Annotated in this window: 15 protein-coding genes; 4 read left to right on the forward strand and 11 right to left on the reverse strand. The window is 71.4% G+C overall.

What is annotated here, in order from left to right:
* On the forward strand, nt 1-429 hold a 429-nt coding region (locus DMB66_RS29160; RefSeq protein WP_148112778.1), incomplete at its 5' end, for a transposase.
* Between the two features lie 14 nt (nt 430-443).
* Here the strand turns inward: DMB66_RS29160 and DMB66_RS29165 are convergent.
* The 5 genes from DMB66_RS29165 to DMB66_RS29185 form a co-directional block, all read right to left on the reverse strand.
* Nucleotides 444-1,559, reverse strand: a complete 1,116-nt coding sequence (locus DMB66_RS29165) for a caspase family protein (protein ID WP_125807323.1) — start codon at nt 1,557-1,559, stop codon at nt 444-446.
* Nucleotides 1,552-1,953: a hypothetical protein gene (locus DMB66_RS29170; protein WP_125807324.1), complete on the reverse strand. Its 402-nt coding sequence runs from the start codon at nt 1,951-1,953 to the stop codon at nt 1,552-1,554. Before DMB66_RS29170 ends, DMB66_RS29165 begins: the two co-directional genes overlap by 8 nt.
* Nucleotides 1,954-2,099: 146 nt before the next feature.
* A complete protein-coding gene (locus DMB66_RS29175) occupies nt 2,100-2,984 on the reverse strand; it encodes a M28 family metallopeptidase (RefSeq protein WP_158647399.1) in 885 nt (294 codons plus the stop codon).
* A 78-nt stretch (nt 2,985-3,062) separates the two neighbouring features.
* Nucleotides 3,063-5,153 (reverse strand): M36 family metallopeptidase, encoded by a 2,091-nt coding sequence (locus DMB66_RS29180; RefSeq protein WP_125807326.1) that lies wholly within the window; start codon nt 5,151-5,153, stop codon nt 3,063-3,065.
* A gap of 124 nt (nt 5,154-5,277) precedes the next feature.
* Complete coding sequence (locus DMB66_RS29185; protein WP_125807327.1) at nt 5,278-6,090, reverse strand: isocitrate lyase/PEP mutase family protein; 813 nt, start codon at nt 6,088-6,090, stop codon at nt 5,278-5,280.
* Between the two features lie 89 nt (nt 6,091-6,179).
* Here DMB66_RS29185 and DMB66_RS29190 point away from each other — a divergent pair, with 89 nt between their 5' ends.
* A complete protein-coding gene (locus DMB66_RS29190) occupies nt 6,180-7,172 on the forward strand; it encodes a zinc-binding dehydrogenase (RefSeq protein ID WP_233624913.1) in 993 nt (330 codons plus the stop codon).
* 97 nt (nt 7,173-7,269) lie between these two features.
* On the opposite strand, the gene DMB66_RS29195 is transcribed toward DMB66_RS29190, so the two are convergent.
* Complete coding sequence (locus DMB66_RS29195) at nt 7,270-8,112, reverse strand: rhamnogalacturonan acetylesterase (protein WP_233624914.1); 843 nt, start codon at nt 8,110-8,112, stop codon at nt 7,270-7,272.
* Nucleotides 8,113-8,307: 195 nt separating this feature from the next.
* On the opposite strand from DMB66_RS29195, the gene DMB66_RS29200 reads away from it, so the two are divergent.
* Complete coding sequence (locus tag DMB66_RS29200; protein WP_125807328.1) at nt 8,308-8,988, forward strand: type 1 glutamine amidotransferase domain-containing protein; 681 nt, start codon at nt 8,308-8,310, stop codon at nt 8,986-8,988.
* 8 nt (nt 8,989-8,996) lie between these two features.
* On the opposite strand, the gene DMB66_RS29205 is transcribed toward DMB66_RS29200, so the two are convergent.
* The 4 genes from DMB66_RS29205 to DMB66_RS29220 all read right to left on the reverse strand — a co-directional run bounded on the left by DMB66_RS29205 (nt 8,997) and on the right by DMB66_RS29220 (nt 12,870).
* Nucleotides 8,997-9,293 carry a hypothetical protein gene (locus DMB66_RS29205; protein WP_255441001.1) on the reverse strand — a complete coding sequence of 99 codons (297 nt, stop codon included), beginning with the start codon at nt 9,291-9,293 and terminating at the stop codon, nt 8,997-8,999.
* A gap of 18 nt (nt 9,294-9,311) precedes the next feature.
* A complete protein-coding gene (locus tag DMB66_RS29210; protein WP_125807330.1) occupies nt 9,312-11,978 on the reverse strand; it encodes a bifunctional diguanylate cyclase/phosphodiesterase in 2,667 nt (888 codons plus the stop codon).
* A 149-nt stretch (nt 11,979-12,127) separates the two neighbouring features.
* Complete coding sequence (locus DMB66_RS29215; protein ID WP_125807331.1) at nt 12,128-12,430, reverse strand: transcriptional regulator; 303 nt, start codon at nt 12,428-12,430, stop codon at nt 12,128-12,130.
* The gene (locus DMB66_RS29220) at nt 12,427-12,870 is read right to left on the reverse strand and encodes a hypothetical protein (protein ID WP_125807332.1); all 444 of its coding nucleotides are present in this window, start codon (nt 12,868-12,870) and stop codon (nt 12,427-12,429) included. Before DMB66_RS29220 ends, DMB66_RS29215 begins: the two co-directional genes overlap by 4 nt.
* 135 nt (nt 12,871-13,005) lie before the next feature.
* On the opposite strand from DMB66_RS29220, the gene DMB66_RS29225 reads away from it, so the two are divergent.
* Nucleotides 13,006-14,253, forward strand: a complete 1,248-nt coding sequence (locus tag DMB66_RS29225; protein WP_125807333.1) for a hypothetical protein — start codon at nt 13,006-13,008, stop codon at nt 14,251-14,253.
* Here DMB66_RS29225 and DMB66_RS29230 read toward each other — a convergent pair.
* Nucleotides 14,246-15,214, reverse strand: a complete 969-nt coding sequence (locus DMB66_RS29230) for an aldo/keto reductase (protein ID WP_125807334.1) — start codon at nt 15,212-15,214, stop codon at nt 14,246-14,248. The two genes, DMB66_RS29225 and DMB66_RS29230, sit on opposite strands and share 8 nt — an antisense overlap.
* Between the last annotated feature and the right edge of the window lie 20 nt (nt 15,215-15,234).

Genomic DNA, 15,234 nt, shown 5'->3' on the forward strand with positions numbered 1-15,234 from the left:
GGCGCGGTCAACCTGCTCACCGGCACCGTGCATCACCACGTCAGCGTCAAGAACGTCTCCGTGGTGTTCTGCTACTTCCTGCAGCAACTCCTCGACGCCTACCCGCAAGCCCCGGCCATCGCCGTGATCTGCGACAACGGCAGCACCCACCACTCCAAAATCACCCAACGCTGGCTCGCCGCGCATCCCCGCATCCAGATCATCGAAGGCGCGAAATACAGCCCTCAGGACAACCCGGTCGAACGGATCTGGGCCACGATGAAACAACACATCGCGAACACCGCAACCGCCACGATCAGCGACCGGATCCAACAAGCCCACACATTCTTCCAGCACCGCACCGAAACCCAGAACCTGGCCACCGCAGCACCCTGGACCTCGCCCTGGCTACCCCAGGGTTACGGGAAGGAGTTCTGGCCAGGGGCTTAGCCAGCGCGCCGCGCTCAGTCGGCCGTGCCCGCCGCGGGCCGGCGGAACCGCAGAATGGTGCCGACCGCCAGATAGACCAGATAGCCGCTCAGACCGATCGGCATCGCAACCGTCAGCGCGGCCGGCACCGAATCGTCTTGCGTCCAGTGCACCGCGCCGAGCGCGAGAGCGGCCGCCACGCCGCTGAACGGGCCGACCGGATCGCCCAGCGCCGCGCGCAACGGCTGCCACCTCGCAAATCTCCGGGGCCGGCCGCAGATGATCCACACGTCGCCGTCCGCCGCTCCCCGGACATCCGAGCTGGGCATCATGCGGACGACCTCGTGCGCGGGGAACATCGTGCGGTGCTGGCTGTCGACGTACCGGGCCAGCTCCCAGACCGAAATCCAGCCGTCGCCGTCGCGGTCGGCCCCGATCGACGTCATCCCCTTGATGAGCATGGCGGTGTACGGGCTGCCGGTGTCGCCGTCCCGCGCCGGCTGGCCGTCACCCGCGGCGAACAGGAAGTACAGGCCCCGGCCCTGCTCCGGTGGGCGCGCCGCGACAAGGCCCTTGTCGGCGCGGGTCAGATCGAGCATCGGGTTGGGCCGCGCCGCACCGTCGCCCTCGGTGCGCGGAAAGTCGCGGGTCACGGAATCGAAGAAGCCGTGCCAGCCCTTCGTCCCGCCGCCGGCCTCGCCCGTCACCGCCGCCGCGGCATTGCAGCAGTCGAGGATCCAGATCTTCGCGCGGGCCTTGGATCGCTCCAGCAGGGCCCGGATCTCGGCGGCTCTGAGGGCGGTGCCGACCGGCTTCTTCGGATCGGTGTCGCTCGCCGCGAGCCACAGGCTGTTGTCGGGCTTGGCTCCGGCACCGCGCTCCTCGAGCTTGAAGCCGTGACCGGAGAAGTAGACGAGCGCGGTCTCCTGCTCGTCGAAACTGAACAGGAACGCCTCGATCTTGTCGAGCAACTCCTCGGCGGGACGGTCGATCAGCAGGAGATCCACGGTGAAGCCGCCGAGCTTCCGCAGCGTGCTGCTCATCGCCGCGGCGTCGAAGACCGGGCCCATGAGATCGGGGATGCCGGGGTTGTCGTGCCGGCCGGTGGCGATGATCAGCGCCCGCCGGCCGGGCGGCCCGGTATCAGCCATCGCTCGCGTCGTCGTGCCGGGAGTCGCCCGTGCCGTTCAGTTCACCGATCAGTTGCGAAAGATCGGCCGGTGGATTGTTGGCGTCGATCTCTATCGTGCCGCCATCCCGCCGCTTCGCAGTTATCGTGATCCTTTTGTTCTGGTTTCGCACCCACTCGCCGGCCACCTTGGCCATCCCCGAAATCGCCGTCACGCTGACCAGGTAAATGAGGGCTGCCGGTGTCGCCTCGCCCACCTGGGCGACCATCTCGACGACGTTCTTGTCCCGCGATCCGACAGCCGGGCCTGCCCCGCCATCGGCGACGGCACCGTCGAAGCCCTGCTGCGCCAGCTGCCAGCGCAGCTTCGCCAGCGCCGATCCGGGACCGGCGTGGCCCTCGTCGGGCAAACTCAACGTTACCGTCGTACACGAATCGGGACCCGGCAATGAATCGTTCATGGATAAACTTTCGCCTTTCTCGGCATGCGATTCGAAAGCTTATCCACACCCGCTCACGAGCAACAATTACTGTGCGCCTTTCGGGTATTTCCGCGCCCGGGTCAGGGCGCCGCTGTCGCGCCGAGCGCGGCGGCGACCGCGCCGGCGTTCATCCGGAGAATGCCGACGGCCAGCGCCAGGTCCAGCCCGGCGAGCGTGTCCCGGGGGGTGTGCTCGTCGACGTTCAGCTGGTCCTCGCCCTCGATGGTCAACACCGCCGGGAGGCCGGCGTCGATGAAGGACACGTGGTCGGAGGCGAAGGGCTCAAGCGAGACGAACACCTCCAGGTCCGAGGTGTCGCGCGCGGCCTGGGCCAGGGCGTCGATCACCGACTGGGAGACCGGCGCGCCCTCCAGCAGGACCGACGGCGTGGCCGTGTTACGCCGCCCGATCATGTCCATGTTGACGACCATGGCGATCCTCGACCGGTCGGCGCCGGACAGCCCGGCCACGTGGGCGCGGCTTCCGTGCAGGCCCTGCTCCTCGCCGCCGAACAGGACCAGGCGCAGGTCGTGCTCCGCCGTAGCGGCGCCGAACACGCGGGCGAGCTCCAGCACCCCCGCCGCTCCGGAGGCGTTGTCATCCGCGCCCGGCGCCGGCGCGGCGGCCCCGCCGGCCTGGTTGATCGAGTCGAGGTGCGCCACGACGTACACCAGGCGCCGCTCGGCCTCCGGGGCCGTGCCGGTCTTGTCGGCGATGACGTTGAGCGTCTCGCGGCCCGCCACGGCGACCGGTTCCGAGCGGGTCGCGTATCCGAGGGCCGCGAGCCGATCGCCGGCCGACCGCGCCGCCGTCCGGTACGCCTCCGTGAACGAGTGCCGGGTCGGATGTGCGATGAGCTCTTCCAGGGCCGCCCGGTAGCTGTCGGCCGACACCTGGTCGACCAGCTCCGTGGCTGTCCTTGCCGTCGTCCGCGCGGCGGCCGCCACCGTGCGTGGCAGCAACACCGGCGGCGATTGCCCGGCAGGACGCCGACGGCATCCGATGGCCGGCCCAGGTGCATCCATGACCTCTCCTCAGGTGACCTATGCGGAAGGCACCGTGAAACTCTCCACGATGCCGGTCAGGTCGGTGGAGTTCTGCGCGGGCGCGACCGCCCCGGCTCCGATTCCGCGCTTGGCGAAGCCCGCCCAGATCTCGGTCAGGTCCTCGGGGTTGAGGGCGGTCGCCGCCGAGATGATCCCGTCGCGGGCATGCCGGAACGTCGGTCGCGATGCGGTCAGTTCGAGGCCGCCCACCACATACCGCAGCATCCGCCGCTCGGCCTCCTCATGTCCGTGCTTGCCGACGAGATTGACGAAGATCTCCCACAGGAGGGTGCACCAGATCTCCCCGGCATTGTGGACGGCGTTGTTGGCGCCGCCGCCGTTCGGGCTGATCAGCGGCGCAGCCGGCAGCAACTGGCCGGCGCTGATGTGCCGGAAGGTCAACGGGTTCTTCCCGATGTCCGCGGAGTAGGGATACCGCCGGATCGAGAAGTAGTAGTTGTCGCGGAAGGTCGGAGTCAGGTCGGTCCAGCCGCCGACCGGGAACACGCCGTTGGCGAAGTCGTCGGTGGGCTGCGAGGTCATGCAGATGGCGAAGAAGTCCCCCCAGCCCTCGCCCATGGCCTTGCCCTGCACGTTGGTCAGGCCACTCGCGTTACCCACCAGGCGGTTGGTGATGTAGTGCCCCATCTCGTGAAACGTGATGAGTGCCTCGTGGTTGCTGGTGCGGGTCGGCTGGTCGGGTCGCGGCCCGCGGAATTCGAACATCTGCATCCGGGGGCTGGCGCCGTCCGCCGGGGTCGACATGTTGGCGTTGTCGGTGCCGCTGAAGTCGTTGCCCTCCGCGAGGATCGGATCGCCTCCGATGCCGCCGCGCCCGAAGTTGTCCTGCTGGGCGTTACCGGCGGCCTCGTCGAAACCCGCCTCGTACCAGCGGTCGTGCAGCCAATTGACGTGGAAGAACATGCCGACCAGGCTGTTCTGGAGGTTCACCTGGTCGCTGGCGTCGAGGCTGTGATCGTAGGTGTAGTCGAAGGTGCCCGGAGCCGTGATCCGGCCTTCCACGTCGCCGGGGCCGAAGCCCTGGCCGGCCGCCAGGTCGGCGTAGGCGATGCAGTTGTTTCCGCGGGTCGTCTGCGCGTTCGGCGGCAGCCAGGGGTCGCGGCCCGGCAGGCAGTCGAGCGTCACGAGTTGCTCGGCGACCGGGGCGGCCTGGAATCCGTCCGGCTGTCCACTGGGGTGCGGGGTGCCGGGCGCCGGGCCGTCATGGGGGCGGAACACCGCGTCGCCGGTGTTGTGCACGCGATAGGTGAACGGGGCCTGCTCGCTGGACAGGTTCTTGCGGAACAACACGATCGGGGTGTCCACCGCGTCGATCACGTAGCTGAACGGCGGGAACCCGGCGATCCAGAGCTCCAGGTACTGGCCGGCGGCGAACTGCTGATTTCCCAGGGGGAACATCACGTCCTTCAGCCGGATGGGGCGCTCGAACCGGGGCCGGGGATCGCTGCTCCCGGCGCGGTAGTTGAACAACCGGTACGGACCGCTGTCGGCCGTGGCAGGCGCGGCGACGAAGTCAGCGGCCTGATAGACGACGCGGGTCAGGTCGAACGCGGCCTGGGCGATCCCCTCTTGCGGGCTGCGCGCCGCCGCCGTCGCCGTCCGAGCCCGCCGGGCGGCGCCGTCCAGCCCCGGGAAGAGCTGCCCGGACAGGGAGATCACGCCGTTGTCGGCGTCCAGCGCGACCGTGACGTCCGAATTGAAGACCTCGACACCGTCGACGCTCTGCGTCACTCGCGCGGTCCGCAGGCCGGTGCGGCTGACCGGCTGCACCTCGACCGCGGCCGCGTCCTCGGGCGTGAGGTTCCAGACGTCACGCCGGTCCTGGATGAACTGGCGCACCGCGTCGCCCGGATCCTCCGGTGCCGGCGCGGACAGCCGTGCGCTGGGCTGCCGGCTGGTGACCCGGTTGGGCAGCCCGGTCGTCTCGTCCTCTTCGATGATCAGGTCAGGGACGTCGGCGGCCAGTCGGTCCCGCCCCGCCGACGTCAGGCCCGCGGATGACACTTCGGCGCTCCGGGCCACCTGAATTCCCTGGTCGTAGAGCGCGTGATAATCGTCCGGGATCATTTGTCACCTCTGACGTGCCGGCTGGGACGAAGACAACCGACTCAGTATCCCTCCGCAGCATCACCGCGCAGTCAGGTAAACGTCACCGTGCGCCATCGAGTGACAGGCCGACCTCGCGGACGTCTCAGGTGTCGATCTTGTCGGTGCCCCGGTCGGCGGTCGCCGCCGGCCGGTCGAACAGCGTGGTGAGCGCGGCCGGCGGCATCCGGTCGATCCGTTCGGCGTCACCCTCCTCAGCGATCGCGCGGTAGGCCAGCGACGCCGCCCGCAGCGCGGCGAGCACGGCGGCGAGCGGGTGCAGCACGAGGCGCACGCCCAGGCCGGCCAGCTCGGTGCCGGTCAGGCGACCGCGGCCGGTCGCGGCCTCGGACCGGCTGACAACCAGGGGTACGCCGGGAAGCGCGGCGCGCAGCGGGCCGAGCTCGTCCGCCTCGTGGAGGTCCGCGGGGAACACCGCGTCCGCACCGGCCGCCGCGTACGCCCGGCACCGCTCGATCGTCTCGTCGAGGCCCCGGCCGCGGGCCCGCGCGATCAGCACCACGCCGGGCGCCTGCTCGGCCAGCGCCGCGATCCGGGCGGCTGACCGGTCGGCGTCCGCGCCGTCGTCGAGGCAGATCCCGCTGATCCCCGCCCGCTGATAGGCGAGCGCGGTCCACACCGCGTTCTCCGGGCGGTCGTAGCCGACGTCCGCGTCGGCGAGCAGCGGCACGCCGCCGAGCGCCGGGACCAGGGTGGCCGCCCGGTCGGCGATCTGCGTCGCCGGGGCGAAGCCGAGGTCGGGCCGGCCGAGCATGGTGGCGGAGATGGCCGCCCCGGACAGGTGCACGGCCCGGTGCCCGGCCCGGACCGCGAGCGCGGCACTCGCCGGATCCCAGACCCCCGGTGCGTGCGTGAGGTGGTCGGCGACGAGCATCGCCCGCAGATCGGCGGCGGTCATGGGCGGGGCAACCCGGTGTCGTTCATGCCGCCGATCATGACTGGTCGATCGGCGACTCGCGATCCCCCGCACGGTGCTAGCGTCCATCCGTGACCGAGCTCAGCATGCGGGTGGCCCGTCTACACGGCGCTCGGGACGTCCAGCTGCACACCGAGGAACGACCGCCGCCGGCCGGCGCCGACGCCCGCCTGGTCGAGGTGACCTCGGTCGGGGTGTGCGGCTCCGACCTGCACTGGTTCACCGAGGGCGGGATCGGCGACGCCGTGCTGGCCCGGCCGCTCGTGCTCGGCCACGAGATGGCGGGCATCATCCGCGGCGGAGCGGACGACGGCGCCCGGGTCGCGATCGACCCGGCCATTCCGTGCGGCGCCTGCGAGTCCTGCCGGGACGGCCACGGCAACCTGTGCCCGGAGGTGGTCTTCGCCGGGCACGGCTCCTGCGACGGCGGCCTGCGCCAGTTCCTGACCTGGCCGGCCCACCGCCTGCACCCGCTGCCCGACCACCTCAGCGACGACGACGGCGCCCTGCTGGAACCGCTCGGGGTCGCGCTGCACGCGATCGACCTCGCCCACCTGCGGATGGCCTCGACGGTGGCGGTCGTCGGCTGCGGCCCGATCGGCCTGCTGCTCGTCCAGCTGGCCCGCCGGCACGGCGCCACCCGGGTGCTCGCGGTCGAGCCGTTGCCGCACCGCATGGCGCTCGCCGAGAAGTTCGGCGCGGAGCCGGCCGACGGTGCCGGCGTCGCGGACGTGGTCTTCGAGGTCTCCGGCTCGGACGCGGCGGTCGACACGGCGCTGCGGCTGGCCAAGCCCGGCGCCCGGGTCGTGCTGGTCGGCATCCCCGACGGCGACCGCACCACGTTCAGCGCGGGACAGGCCCGCCGCAAGGGCCTCACGCTCGTCCTGGTCCGCCGGATGGGCGAGGTCTATCCCCGGGCGATCGACCTGGCCGCGCGCGGCCTCGTCGACCTGGCGCCGCTTGTCTCGGACGTCTTCCCGCTGAGCGAGGTGGTCACCGCCATGGCCACCGCCGCCGCCCGAACCGGGTTGAAGATCGTCATCCACCCGAACGAGGCGACGTAGGTAGCGCTCAGCGACGCCAGGTGCGGGTGGTGGTCCTGGTCGAGTTTCCCGCCTTGTCGTAGGCGCGCAGTTGGCCGGTCCCGAGTGCGGAGGTCTGTCACAGCGGGTCGGGCCCGGGCCTGGTCGGGAGCCAGACGAGCAGGTCCTCCGAGATCTCCGGGTCCAGAAGGGCCCGGCAGTCCCGGCCCGGAAGCATCCGCCCCGCCGACACCACGAGCCGGGCCACCTCGATCGCCCCGCGCGCCTGGAAATGGGTGTCGTCCGAGACGCCGTCGGGAAACTTCGGCGACTCGCCGGCGTCCAGCCAGAGGAAGTAGTCCTTGGTGACCTCCGGCCCCACGGCGTCCCACAACGCGAACGACAGGGCGGTGAGGTCGATCAGCGGCGTACCGGTGGCGGCGGCCAGCGCCCGCATCGCGTCCGGATACTCGCCGTGCGACAGGAACGCCGTACCGTCGCTCGCGAAGCGTCGCCGCTCGACCGGGGTGACCAACACCGGGAGGGCCCGCGCGGCCCGCGCGCCCACCACGTAGCGGCACAGATACTCCTGGAAGGTGGTCCACGGCTCGGTGTGCCGGGTCGGGTTCTCGGACTCGTCGGCGTGCCCGAAGGAGATGAGCAGCACGTCGCCGGGCTGGATCACCGCGAGGATCCGATCGAGCCGGCCCACCTCGGCGAAGCTCATCGAGCTGGAAGCGGAGACCGCCTCGTTCACCACCACCGTCTTGGGGTGGAGAAAGGCCGGAAGGGCCTGTCCCCAGCCGGCGCGAGGAACCTCCGCCACGGCGTAGGACGCGGCGGTGGAGTCGCCCACCACATAGATCGTCCGCCGCGACGCGCCGTTCGGCCGCCCCGCGCGGGCCGGCCCGGCTGCACCCAGCCAGCTCCCGGCCACACCGCCGACAGCGGCGCGCAGCAGCACTCTGCGATCGAACATCATGTCCCATATGATCATAAAACCGATGCTTCGCCCGTCACCCCACCCGGCGTCGGCGCGTTCCCGCCGACGACGCTGAGGGCGCCGTTGGTGTCGCCGCTGCCGTGCCCGGCAGCATGGACAGGATTAAGCTGCAGCTCGCCACGATCGCCGGCCGCAACTGGAAGTCACCACTGATTTCGATACGTGGAGGTAGTCATGTCATCTGTCCTGCTGGTGCTCTCCGGTGCCCGGGTGTGGAGTCTCAAGGACGGCACCCAGCGTCCGACGGGCTTCTGGGCCGAGGAGTTCGTCACGCCGCACCGGCTGCTGATCGAGGCGGGCCACGAGGTCACCATCGCCACGCCTGGTGCCCGCGTGCCGGTCGCCGACCAGGTGAGCTTGGCTGACGCCGCCGCGCCGGAACTGCGGGAGTACCTGGACAGCGTCAAGGACCTGTTGGCGTCGCCGGCCCGGCTCGAGGACGTCGACCCGGCCGCGTACGACGGGGTCTTCATCCCCGGTGGGCACGGGCCGATGCAGGACCTGGCGGTCAACCCGGACGTAGCCCGGATCCTCGCCGCGATGCTGCCCGACAGCGGCAAGGTCGTCGCCGCGCTCTGCCACGGCCCGGCGGCGTTCCTCGCGGCCGGTGACGCCGAGGGCAACTGGCTTTTCAAGGGCCGCGAGCTGACCGCCTTCACCGACGACGAGGAGCAGCAGGCCGGGCTGGCGGACAACGCGCCGTGGCTCCTGGAGGAGCGGCTGCGCGCCGGCGGTGCCGTTTTCGCATCGGGCCCGGCGTGGGCGTCGCACGTGGTCGTCGACGGCAACCTGATCACCGCACAGAACCCGGCCTCGGCCGAGGCCGCCGGCCGGGCCCTCCTCGCCCAGCTCTAGCTCGATCTTTACCCGGTGGCCGGTCGGATCGACCCCATGTCCGGGCTCGGGCCGGGCGTCGCCAAGCTTCCGAGGATCGCGAGCAGTTCGGCGCTGCGGCTGCCCGGTTCGGCGTGCACGACCTTGAGAATCAGGCCGTCCGTGCCGATGATGGCCAGCTTGCTGGCGTGCAGCTCGAGGTCGCCGACCTTCGGATGGCGCAGCCGGGTGACGACATGCGACTGCTTGGGCCGCACGGCGTGCCGGCCCCACAGGCGGCGAAACTGCTCACTGCGTACGGACATCTCGCCCACCAGTTCCGCCAGGCGGTGACCTGCCGATGGTCAGCGGTTGCGGTGGGATGCGTCGCGGTGCTGTTCCAGCAGCGCCTCCAGGTGCTCTGCCGGCATCGGCTTGCCCAGCAGGTCGCCCTGGCCGAGCCGGCAGCCCGCCGCCTGCACGGTGTCGAGGTCCTCCGGCGTCTGGAGGCCGTGCGCGATCACCTCGAGGCCGAGCCGGCGGCCGAGTGCGACCGTCACGTCCATGACCGCGCCCCGCTGCTGGACCGTTTCGGCCGGTTGCCCGAACACCTCGCGGTCGACCTTCAGCAGGTCGATCGGGAGAATACGCAGCCGGCTCAGCGAGGTGGGTCCGGCGCCGAAGTTGTCGATCGCCGTACGTATGCCCTGCGCGCGCAGCCGGCCCAGCTGAGCGGCCAGGTCCTCGACCGCGGGTTGCTGCTGGCCGTCGCGGGCCTGCAGGAGGCCTTGCTCGGCGATCTCGATGACCAGCGCCGACGGCGGGATCTGATAGATCTCCTGTGCGGTGTGCAGGCTTGCCTGGAAGGCCGGGTCGACCAACTCGCGCGGGCGGACGTTGACGGCCAGCCAGAGCGACTCGTGCTGCCGTCGCCAGTTGACGAGCAGCCGGCAGGACTGGTGCAGCGCCCAGTGCCCGACCTGGGTGAGCAGGCCCAGATCCTCGGCCAGCGGAAGCAGCTCGTCGGCCGATACCGGGCCGAGTGTCGGGTGCCGCCAGGTCAGCAGGGCCTCGACGCCGACCGGACGGCGGCCCGGCAGCTCGACGATCGGCTGGTAGCTCAGGTCCAGCTCACCGCGGGAGACGGCGCCGGGAAGGTCCTGTTCCAGGGTGGACCGGCGCAGCAACCGGGTCTCCATCTCCTCGTCGTACCACTCGATGGCGCCCGGCGGGCCGGACCGGACCGATCGCAGGGCGAGGGCCGCGCGGCGGATCACCTCGTCGAGGTTCGCGTCCGCGGTGAGGTCGGCCAGGCCGGCCCACGCGGACAGGTGGGAGACCGTGCCGGCCGCCTCGTACGGCGCGGTCAGCGCGTTGAGCAACTGGCTGGCGAGCAGGTGGGCGCGGACCGCGCCGCAGCGGGTCAGCACCGCGAAGCGGGCCTCGCCCAGCCGGGCCGGGACGTCCACACCGTCCACCCGGGTCCGCAACCGGCGTGCGGCCTCCACCACGACCACCTCGGCGAGATCCGGTCCGTGCACGTCGCCGATCGCGGTCAGCCCGCCCATCTCGATGACGATCATCGCGCCCGCGTCCGGGATCAGCTCGCCCGCCCGGCGCAGGCCCTCCCGGTTCGCCAGGCTGGTCTGCTGGTCGAGGTGGACCTCCTGACGCAGCGCCTGCTCGAGGTCTCGCAGGCTGCTGACGTCACGGACGTGCACCACCAGGGTCCGGCCGGGCTCGGCCGGATCCGCGCCGCTCGTCGTCCATTCGGTCTCCCGCCACCGGCCGAAGCCGTCGCGGAGGCGGACCGCGATGCTCTCCCCGGGGGATCGCACACCCTCGACCATCCGTACGGTCAGATACGCGTGCACCGCCTCGGCCTGATCCGGGTGGACCAGCACAGTCGCCGCCCGGCCGAGGACGTCCTGATCGGACAGGCCGAACTGGCGCGCCGCGGCCGGCGACTGCCAGCGCACCGCCAGGTCCGGGTCCAGGACCATCGCCACGTCCGCGGCGCCGAACACCAGGCTGCGCAGCCGGTTGCCCTGATCGGTGAGGTGGTCGGCGTGCCGGCGCAGCGCGATCGCCGACGTCCACTCCCGGACCGCGACGGCCATGACCGCGGTGGCGGCCAGGATGATCGACACCGTGTCCAGGCCGCCGCCGTTGATCAGGTGGTACACGGCGACCAGCGCCGACGCGAGAATCGGCAGCGCGAACAGCGGGATGCCCGCCGACGGCTCGCTGCCCGCGGGCGGGATCGGGCGCACGTCGGGGCGGATCCGGACCGATCCGTGCCACAGCAGAGCGGCGGCCACGTTGATCGCGCCGGCCGCCGCCAGGGCCGCCATCGCCGCGTTCGGCTCGAACGGGAAGTCCATGCCGATGACCAGCGCGGTCAGCCCGATCAGCGACAACGCCGCGCCGGGCCCGCACCACTGCAGCGCCGCCCGGTGCCGGATCGCGTGCACGCCCGCCACCGCGACGGCCGCGGCGGCGCCGCCGCCGAAGATGAGCGCGGTGATCGACGCGCCACGCCTCTCGCCCTCGCTGAACAGGAGCAGCCAGGGCGGGAAGATCAGACAGGCCGTCACGCCGAGAATGTCGAGCCCGACCCGCAGCCGCGCCAGCGGGTTGCGGCGCTGGTGCGGGCGCAGGATCGCCGGCAGGTAGGCCCCCGCCACGAAGAACAGGGTCACCAGCGGGATCTCCGCCGGCAGCGGAACCTCGGCGACCAGCACGTCGGGCGCCACCAGAACGGCGACGCCGCTGGCCGCGCCGGCCAGCGCGGTGAGCAGGACGCCACCGGCCAGCGACAGGGCACGCAGGTGCGGCCCGCTCGATCGGCCGGTGACCACGGCGCGGATCATCATCGCGCCGATCCCGCCGGAGCAGGCCGTCAGCAGGCCCGCCCCGGCGGCCGCCGGGAGCAGGGTGAGCACAGCGGTCAGCACGACCACGACGAGAAACGCCGGTACGGCGACCACTGCCGACCGGCCGGTACGGCGTGAGGTAGATCCGCCTGCCATCGGTGTCATCCAGGTGCTACGAAGGGTGGCTTCGGCGCGCCGACGAGTGCGCACCATACCCGTCAACGATCGACCCGCCGCGATGGTTACGGCCGTCGCTCCACCCGTCTGTGCTCACCCCGGTGACGACGGCCGGCACCACTGCCACGCTATTCGTGACTCACGGTCGGGTTGTCGAGCAGCGACCTGAGGGCAGCGGTGTGTCCCGCGTAGGCCCGCCTGCCCTCGGCGGTCAAACGGACCCAGGTCTTGACGCGGCCCCGGCCGGTGGGCTTGGTGATGGTGAGGTAGCCGGCCTCCTGGAGGACCTTGAGGTGCTTGCTCAGCACCGAGTCGGCCACGCCCAGCAGATCGCGGAGCACGCTGAACTCGGTGCTGGACGTGGCGTCGAGGAAGGCGCAGATCCGCAGCCGGTGGGGGGCGTGCACCACCTCGTCGAACCGGCCGGTCATAGGCCCGCTCGCAACTGGGCCCGCAGCGCCGTGTCGAACTTGCGGCCCAGGACGTTGCCCGCGGCGAACGCCACCGCGGCCAGGCACCATGCCGGCCAACTGAGGCCCGTCCAGTACGTGATCGCCCAGCCGGCGGCGACCAGGGCGCCCAACAGCACACCCAGCGCCACGGCCCACCGGCTGGCGGGGCCGGCCTCGAAACCGGAGATCCAGACGCCGGTCAGCCGGCGGTAGGCGGACGCGAGCGCCAGGCAGCCGCCGGCGAACAGCAGGCTGGTGATCAGCCTGGCGGTGGTGTCGCCGAGGCTGACACCGAGGACGTAGCCGGCGAGGAGCAGGCCGAAGATCGGGTGATACCACATCGGAGTGATCAGCCGGTCGGCGACGGCCGCCCGGGCTGCGGCGATGATGGCCAGGTCCTCAGCACTCTTGCTTTCCATGACGGAAAGTCAATCACATTCCAAGACGGAAAGTCAAAGATTGGTTTTGTCGGCAAGCGGGTGCTTGGATCCACGATCATGGAAGATCATTCGGGTTCACGGGGGCGTCGCCGTACGCTCGCGGTCGTCGCCGGCGTGACAGCGGCCCTGATCGCGATCACTGTGGGTGCCGTGGTGATCTGGCCGTCCCGCGAGCCCGCTGCGGTGGCGCAGCCGCAACCGAGGCCGTCCCTGCCGCCGACGCCGTTCGAGCAGGCTGTCAAGATCCTCGACCAGCAGGCCGCAGCCTTGCTGAGGGGCGACGAGCGGGGCTGGCTCGCCCCGGTCGACCGGGACCGGCCCGCGCTGGTGGCGCGCTACCGAAGCATCTTCCGGAACCTGCGCGGCCTCGGCGTGAGCCACGCCGAGTTCCACGCCTCTCCGAGGCTGGACGGCAATCCCGGTGCGGTGACCGCCAACGCGGCATTCGGCTACTGCTTCAGCGGCGTGGCCTGCCCCAGCTGGCGCAGCGAGACCGGCGACGGGCCGCCGAAGATGATGCAACTCCTCATCTTTGAGTTGATCAACGGCAAATACACGATCACCGTCTTGGCGGATGGACTGGGTGCCGGCACCAACCACGTGCAGCCGGCACCGTGGGACGGCGATGAGCTGGTCTTCGCCCGCGGCAAGCGGGTCACCGTCGCCGCGGCGCGCAGCCAGGCAAAGCACGTGAAGAAGGTGCTGGCAGCTGCCGAGAAGGCAGCGGTCGTCGCCGACCGCTTCGCCGGCCGCGTGCGCAATCCGCAAAAGCGCTACCGCGTCTACCTCGCCGATGAGCAGGCATGGAAGAAGTGGTACGGCGGGGACCGGCCGAAGTGGTCCATCGGCTACGCGGTGCCGCTGAACTCGACCGGCACCGACGTGCTTTTGCGGGCCGGTAAGGCGTTGCGGACCCGGCGTCAGCTTGCCTTCATCATCCAGCACGAGCTCGGTCACGTGGTCACCCTGGCCGGCCTGACCCGGAGCGATATCGCCGGCAACAAGTGGCTGGTGGAGGGCATCGCCGAATACATCGGCGCGTATCCACGAGCGGCGAACAGGACCGGCAACTGGAACATCCTCGCGGCGGAGTTCCGGCGCGAGGACGCACCGACGACGATCGCCACCGAATCGCTCGCCGACGACGCCGACGACCGTACGGTCGACCGGCTCTATGCCATGGGGCACTTCGCCGCCAGTTGCATGGCCGACAAGTACGGCGAGCGCAAGCTGTTCGCCTTCGTCAGCCGCGTGCTGCGGCAGGGCGACATACCCGATCGGGCCGCGCGCGCCGCGTTCGGCAAGTCGTTCGACGCGGTCGACAAGGTCTGCCTGGAGTGGATCAAGGACAATGTCACGTGATCGGCCGGCTCGCGCGCAGTGCCGCGATCGCGTCCAGTTCGGTCTCGGTCAGCGGGCCCCGCGCCTCGGCGGCGACGCACTCGTCGAGTTCCGCGCGGTTCTTGACGCCCAGGATCACCGAGGCCACGCCGGCGACGCTCAGCGCGTACCGGTGGGCCAGAGCCGCCGGCGTCTCGCCCAGCTCGGCCGCCAGCTCGCGGAACGGCTCGGCGCGGGCGAAGTCCGTGCCGGCCGGCTGGCCGGTCACGTCGCGGTCGACGGCCGAGGTGAGCGAGCCGGCAGCCACCACGCGGATGCCGAGCACCGGCACGCCGTGTGCGTTCGCGGTCCGCAGGATCTCCTCGTTGGCCGGCCGCACGTTCGGGCCGAAGGCGCACATGTCGCCGCTGAGGTCCAGCGCGTTGACGACGACCTGGGCGGCGTCCGGCCGCACCTCCTCCCGCAGCGCGCCGAGCACGGCGTCCGGGTGGCCGACCGCCGTGATCCCCCAGGCCCGGATCCGCCCGGCGGCGCGCAGCCGCTCCAGCTCGGGGATCACCTGCTCACGGTAGGTGCGCCAGCCGACGGTGTCCGGGGCGCCGGCGCTCTCGTCGGCCGGGCGGATCTGCCTGTGCAGCAGCAACAGGTCGAGGTGCTCGCGGCCCATCCGCCGCAGGCTGGCCTGCAGGCTCCGGCCGATGACGGCGGCGGCATCCGCGCCGTCGGGCGGTTGCACCTTCGACGTGATCAGGACGTCGGGCGCGGGCCGCTCCCGCAGCGCGGCGCCGACCACCTGTTCGGACTCGTACTCGGAGCCGTAGCTGGGCGCCACGTCGAGCATGGTGATTCCGGCGTCGATCGCGGCGTGCACGGTGGCGATCGCCTCGCCGCGCCCGGTGCTGCCCCAGACCCCGGCGATGCCGCCGCCGCCCAGAGTGAGGGCGCTGACGGTGCCGAGGCGGCCGAAGTCTCTGGTCTGCATGGTGGTCCTCTCGCGGTCGT

It is taken from the genome of Actinoplanes sp. ATCC 53533 (assembly GCF_003947245.1).

Coding starts and splice junctions, on each gene's coding strand:
- DMB66_RS29165 (WP_125807323.1), bottom strand. CDS start 1,559: ATGGCTGATACCGGGCCGCCCGGCCGGCGGGCGCTGATCATCGCCACC.
- DMB66_RS29180 (WP_125807326.1), bottom strand. CDS start 5,153: ATGATCCCGGACGATTATCACGCGCTCTACGACCAGGGAATTCAGGTG.
- DMB66_RS29185 (WP_125807327.1), bottom strand. CDS start 6,090: ATGACCGCCGCCGATCTGCGGGCGATGCTCGTCGCCGACCACCTCACG.
- DMB66_RS29195 (WP_233624914.1), bottom strand. CDS start 8,112: ATGATGTTCGATCGCAGAGTGCTGCTGCGCGCCGCTGTCGGCGGTGTG.
- DMB66_RS29200 (WP_125807328.1), top strand. CDS start 8,308: ATGTCATCTGTCCTGCTGGTGCTCTCCGGTGCCCGGGTGTGGAGTCTC.
- DMB66_RS29210 (WP_125807330.1), bottom strand. CDS start 11,978: ATGGCAGGCGGATCTACCTCACGCCGTACCGGCCGGTCGGCAGTGGTC.
- DMB66_RS29215 (WP_125807331.1), bottom strand. CDS start 12,430: ATGACCGGCCGGTTCGACGAGGTGGTGCACGCCCCCCACCGGCTGCGG.
- DMB66_RS29220 (WP_125807332.1), bottom strand. CDS start 12,870: ATGGAAAGCAAGAGTGCTGAGGACCTGGCCATCATCGCCGCAGCCCGG.
- DMB66_RS29230 (WP_125807334.1), bottom strand. CDS start 15,214: ATGCAGACCAGAGACTTCGGCCGCCTCGGCACCGTCAGCGCCCTCACT.